Raw genomic sequence first — 5,687 nt, 5'->3', positions numbered from 1 at the left:
CATTTTTTCCGTAGCTTTTGTACCTCTGACTAAAAACACGAGGTCGGCTTCATTACTAATGGTATTCCCGAATAAATGAAGCGCAACTAACTGTCTATCGTTTAACATGATGCCTCCTACAAAAACTCAACAATCGCGTCCAACATTTCGTGAATGTCCTCAACTGAGGTTTTAATCGCTGGATTAATATTTTCCTCTTCTAATTGATGGTTGATTTCATCTATGTATGCTTGAGTAATTTCCTTAAAGGTTTGGGGTTCACTTAATAGTTTAGTTGCTGGTTCAGTTTGTGTTTGTGTTATTGTGTCATCTTGGTGATGCCAATTCAAAAAAAAGGGTAGATAATTTGATGGTATATCTTGTGTCATTTTGCCTCACTGGGTTTTTAATGATATCCACTCGTCTCTAACTTCAGCTTCAGTCCAATTAACCTTTATCTCTTTAGGAGTTTGTTTGTTCCACTGTTCAGGGGGTTGGATTTTATGCTGTTTAACCAACGCGATAAACCCCTTGTAAAGATTGGGTTGGACGATACTGGTTTGATACTGTGGATATTGTTTTTTGACTTGATTAAGAGCCTTTTTAATCGGGGAATCTTCACCCCAGTAGTGGCTAAACCAAACCACATCGGCTAACTCTCTTAATCCTTTCCATTCGGGGGGTATTTTAACTTCTGGTGGGATTTCTTCCTGTTGGTGTTTCCACTGGAATACAGCAAAATCGTAGAAGTCCTCAGTTGTAAAATACGGTTCACAGGCTTTAGCAGTTGCTTTGAAAGAGTCGTGCTTTTCCCCTATGGAGAATTCCGGTTTAGTTAAATATCCCTTTTCAGCCAAAACACGCTGTTTTAAAGTTTTGATTTCCTTATTTAATACCTCCTCTTTTGCTTGTCGAATTTTGCCTGATAACTTTTTCCATTTGCTTTGGTTTAACTTCCAGCGAGTAACAGTGTCTAGGGCGTAGAAGATGTAAGTCCAGCCAACGAAGTTAGTAACAATTATTTCAACCGGATTATCAAAAACTGGCTGACCGTCACTTTCTAACCCATACGCTAATAACGCAGCCATTAAGGCAAAGAAACCAGCAATAAGTAAAGCGGAAAAAGCATCAAAGCCTTCTTGAAAACTAGCGGGGTGTTTAACCCATTTAAGCCAGTATTTTTTAGTTTGAACCTTCCGAACTGCCCGTCTCCAGTCAAGGTATTTTTTACCGGGAAACCAGTTAGGGAGTTTGAGGGAATCTAACCAGTTAAGGAAGTGTTTGTGCAGTTGCGCTGTAACGACTGGGGGAATAAAGATGACTATTAATGGAACCCAAATATATTTAATAATTGGAATAAAAACAGCTACAGACCCCAATATTGCAGCAGCACCCAAGGATAGGGTAAAAAACAGCAATCGAACTGCTAAAATCAAAAACGGTAGCAACATAGTGGGAGATAATAGAAACGCTAAATCTATTCTCCCACGCTGCCTTTAATTTTGGTTCACCTCCTATACAAGACTTCTTTTTTTTCGCTCTTTAGCTTTATTAGGGATACCCGATAAATCAATTCCCATTTCTTCAAAAAAAGTTGGAACAGAAATTTGACAAGTTCTACAAATATTGGCAATAACTTCAAGAGCGATCTTTTTATTGCCTTTTTTAACCATGTCTTGGTAAGTAGAACGAGGAATCCCGATAGAGACACAAAACTGATCTTGTGTCATCTCCGTGTAGCCCGTCCTTAAATCTTCCAAGGGATGTCTCTCCTGATTTTCTTTGGATGAACTCATTATGTAAAAGTTAAGCCCAATTGTCAAGCCTAAGTATTGACAAAGCAAAACTTAAGCCCAATAATTAGACATAGACAACAACACAAAGCTGCTCCCCTAAGCCGACTAACAAAGGGGGTTCCTGCACGGATTTAGCTTATGTGTTGATTTTACGGCTAACGTCAATACCGCCCAAACCCTGTGTTTTAGGCGATTTTGCGGATAAACCGACCGCTACCACACCTGTACTATGTCGAGTTCTTGAGGAGGTAGTTATTTATGTAAAAGCTTTTACGGCGAGACTTAATGACCATTTGGCATCAGCAGAACCTGGGGTGAAACTCCCCAGGCTTTCTTAAACATTCATTTATCGCTATTCAAACAATCGGGGTGCATCTACGCCAGACCACTCACACCCATCAAGGGTTTAACCCCTCGTATGTGCCATGAATCAATACCTTATTCCCGTTGCAGTCGGAGTCTGTAGCATCGCTCTGCTTCTGGTCATCAGCCTTTACGGAATCATCCTTTCTCACCGGGGTAGCGGTCGCGCCGTTGCCGACAAGCCCCAAGAGAAGGTAATGCCTGGAGACGGGCGCCGATTGTACGACTGGGGGAAAGAACGTAACCGCACCTATCCACATGAACGAATTTAACCAACTTTACGCTCAACTCCTCCCCACTCAACAGATTGAAGCTCGACATCTGCTTGAGGTTTATGGAGAAACGATCGCCTTGAATTATGTTCGGGCCGTTCTCACCCCAAAAAGTGAGAAGGTTCCGCGAACCAAAACCACCATTATCACTAAGAAAAAATGACAACCATTGCAACCATCAAACCAGACGTTCTAGGCAAGCAATTATGGGACTTTGAAAAACCGAATTATTCGGTTTTTGGGGGTGATGTGACATGAACCCGATAGTTTCCAATGGGATATGGTTTCACAATGATGACGTGGGGTATCTTGCCGCACTAATCCTTCGCTTAGAACATCCCCACCCAAAATTTGTCACCAAAGAAAGTATTGAATTCACGAAAGGGTTAATTTTAATCGCCTCTGGTATCTCTGGCCCCAGTCTCAATATATCGCAGTTGCCCCAATTTGAAGATCCTCTTGATGATTTCAAAGAGAATTTCAAACAACTCTACCCCCAATACTTTAATAGCGTTCACCCTGTATTTCAGCAAATTACGAACACCCTTACCCTACAAAGCCATGTTAGATAACGTTGCCGTTGCTGAACTAACCACAGCATCCCGAAAAGCCACATCCTTAGCAAATCCTTTCGCAGTTGAGGGATTAGATAAGGACACTTTCTATAGTTCTCTTGCCAAAAAAAAAGCCGATCAATTAAAGGAGTTGGAGTTCGACACGGTGCAATCCGTTGCCAACGACATCAAGCTTAAAATAAAAATCGGACAGAACCTAATCCAAGCTAAGAAGCTACTAAAACATGGGGAGTTCGTGAACTGGCTTAAGATTTGCTTCGCTTGGTCAGAGGATACGGCCAACAATCAAATGCAGTTAGCCAGAGCCTTTGAAAATAATCCCAATATTGCGAAGTTTAAGCCCACAGTTGCCTATCAGTTGGCACAAAAATCGTGTCCTGACCTGGTGGTTGAACAAGCGATCGCCTTATTAGAATCTGGCAATGAAGTTACGGTAAATACTGTTAAAGAACTCAAACAAGCCGCTAAAATTGAAGCGATTGAACCAGCTAAACTAGAGCCAGAAATTAAACCAGAGAAACCAGCTAAAACAGGTATTAATAAAGGCGATATTGTGGAATGGCAGTTTCAAACAAAAGGTTGGAACTTCGGGCGGGTAAAGAGCAAGTCTACCGATGGAATTACCTGCAAAATCGAATCACTAACAGGTGAATCTTTGGGTGAGAAACCTACTAAATTTTTGTCGCTTTGTCCGGTTCAAAAAGTCAACAAAGATGCGATAAGTAAAGATGAAATCAATCATCTTCAACCAGACACCAAAGTGGTTGTTCTGCCCTACACGACAGAACTAAAACCTTTTGATGGAATGCTTGGTATCGTCATTGCGCGATATCCAGAGAAGGGATTAATTTCTGTAAAAATCGACAATACTTTTCGGGAATTTCACTCGATCGAACTAGAATTGTTGGAGGAAAGACCAGATCAAATTATAGACATCGTAGAAGATGTAATAGATGTTGACAGCACTGTTGTCGAAGAACCAGTAAATGAAGAGCCAGTAAGTCTTGATCCTTGCAAAAACCAGTCAGAGTTGATTCCCGTATGTAAGCTTTTCATGGCAGATTTTGAAGCCAACGTCAGGAAACTTTTGCACCACGTTAATGGTGATCAATTCGATTACTTATTAGAGATGGTTCTTAAGCATAAGGATGATTTAAAAGAATTGAACGCTCGATATAAATGGGATGAATAAAAATACCCCCCTCTTTTGAGGGGGAACCATCAGGGTGTGATACGAAATGTCCTTTCTCTTCATAGGAGTATTCTAACAAATGGTTGCTCAAATTGTCAACAAAAACCAGCCTATTTTTACCTCAATTTCTGATAAATTACCGCCTCAAAATATTGAGGCAGAAGAAGCAATATTAGGGGGGATTCTACTAGACCCGGAAGCAATAGAGCGAGTTATTTCTGTTTTAGAACCTTCGGATTTTTCCTTGCGACAACACCAAACCATTTATCATGCTTGTGTAGCGATACATTCACAGGGTAAGCCCGTAAACCTAATGTCTGTTACCACCTATTTAGCGGATAAAGGATTGCTTGAATCCGTAGGAGGACAGCTTAAATTATCTCAGTTGGTAGATAGGACAGTTTCAGCCGTTAACGTTGATCAGTACACAAATTTAATTCTTGAGAAACGCCTGAGACGACAGTTGATTGAATACGGTAACGAGGTTATCAACAACAGCTTCACAATAGACCCCGATGAAGGCGTTGGGGGATTACTAGAAAAGATGGAATCTAGTTTTTTTGAAATTGCCAGTCGATTCAGACGGGGGAATTTTGTTAGGAGTTCTACGGCTAAATTTCAAGCTATTTCCAGGGAATTAGAACGGATTGAGGATAACTACGATCAGAATGAAGCTCTTAAACAGTGGGAATTACAGGAATTAGCCAAAAAATATGGGTTTAAATCACGGCGCGAAATGCTTAATTTTCATGTTTTGTGGTTGAGTTCCCGCAATAAAAATCAGTTCATGTCACTGAAGGATTACCTGGAAAAATACGGGAATGCTTCAGAACATTGGCTATTGCGGGGCTGGATTCCAAAGCAGACAATCACCCTACTCCACGCCAAAGGGGGAAAGGGCAAAACCCGACTGGTTGGACATATTTGCAGGGTTATTATTAATGGCGGTCAATGGGGAGATTACTATGCAGATAAACCCGGTTATGTCCTCTTCATTGAAACCGACCAAGGCGACCGGGTAACAGCCGAACAACTCAAGGAACAAGGATATTTAGACGACTCCCCAGAAGTTCAAGAACGCTTTTCAATATTGAGTGATTGGAAAATTGAACAGTTCGGAATTTTACGACAAAAGATTGCGGAAATTAAGGAGAAAGACCCCAAAGCCAATATCTTGATAATGATTGATAGCTTATCCTCAACCAGCACTCAATCGTTGTATTCAGAAAATGATCAAGAATATGCACGGCCATTAATGAGACTTCGTGATATTGCCGAAAAAAATGATGCAACCTTTTTAGTAATTCACCACAGTAGTTCACAAGGTACGGCACGGGGTTCAACCGCAATTTACAACTCAGTTGATCAGGTTTGGAAACTGGAATCAGTTGACGATGACCCGCGCGACTGCCGACGAATTTTAACCATTGAAAAAACCCGCAGCCGTGAACCGGGACGCTACCAGTTAGAGTACGACCCGAATACTTGGGGCTGGCACATTAAAGGAATG

7 protein-coding genes are annotated in these 5,687 nt (G+C 41.2%); 4 read left to right on the top strand and 3 right to left on the bottom strand.

The annotated features are described in order from the left end of the window. Positions 1-116: 116 nt before the first annotated feature. From ACKPEB_RS21710 to ACKPEB_RS21700, 3 genes are all read right to left on the bottom strand, one after another. Positions 117-368, bottom strand: coding sequence for a hypothetical protein (locus tag ACKPEB_RS21710; RefSeq protein ID WP_408967099.1), 252 nt, complete (start codon positions 366-368; stop codon positions 117-119). A 6-nt stretch (positions 369-374) separates the two neighbouring features. Next, entirely contained in the window at positions 375-1,430 is a 1,056-nt protein-coding gene (locus tag ACKPEB_RS21705) for a hypothetical protein (RefSeq protein WP_408967098.1), read from the bottom strand. A 63-nt stretch (positions 1,431-1,493) separates the two neighbouring features. Next, complete coding sequence (locus ACKPEB_RS21700) at positions 1,494-1,775, bottom strand: helix-turn-helix domain-containing protein (RefSeq protein ID WP_408967097.1); 282 nt, start codon at positions 1,773-1,775, stop codon at positions 1,494-1,496. 621 nt (positions 1,776-2,396) lie between these two features. Between ACKPEB_RS21700 and ACKPEB_RS21695 the strand changes: the two genes are divergently transcribed. From ACKPEB_RS21695 to ACKPEB_RS21680, 4 genes are all read left to right on the top strand, one after another. After that, the gene (locus ACKPEB_RS21695) at positions 2,397-2,573 is read left to right on the top strand and encodes a hypothetical protein (protein ID WP_408967096.1); all 177 of its coding nucleotides are present in this window, start codon (positions 2,397-2,399) and stop codon (positions 2,571-2,573) included. A gap of 91 nt (positions 2,574-2,664) precedes the next feature. Beyond that, on the top strand, positions 2,665-2,982 hold the full coding sequence (locus ACKPEB_RS21690) for a hypothetical protein (protein WP_408971036.1): 318 nt from the start codon (positions 2,665-2,667) through the stop codon (positions 2,980-2,982). Further along, entirely contained in the window at positions 2,972-4,177 is a 1,206-nt protein-coding gene (locus ACKPEB_RS21685; protein WP_408967095.1) for a DUF3102 domain-containing protein, read from the top strand. Before ACKPEB_RS21690 ends, ACKPEB_RS21685 begins: the two co-directional genes overlap by 11 nt. A 79-nt stretch (positions 4,178-4,256) precedes the next feature. Next, positions 4,257-5,687 (top strand): DnaB-like helicase N-terminal domain-containing protein (locus ACKPEB_RS21680; RefSeq protein WP_408967094.1); only part of this gene is annotated, 1,431 nt, incomplete at its 3' end.

This window comes from Planktothrix sp. (assembly GCF_046067725.1).
Taxonomy (GTDB): Bacteria; Cyanobacteriota; Cyanobacteriia; order Cyanobacteriales; family Microcoleaceae; genus Planktothrix.
This window is presented reverse-complemented; position numbering and strand designations above follow the sequence as displayed.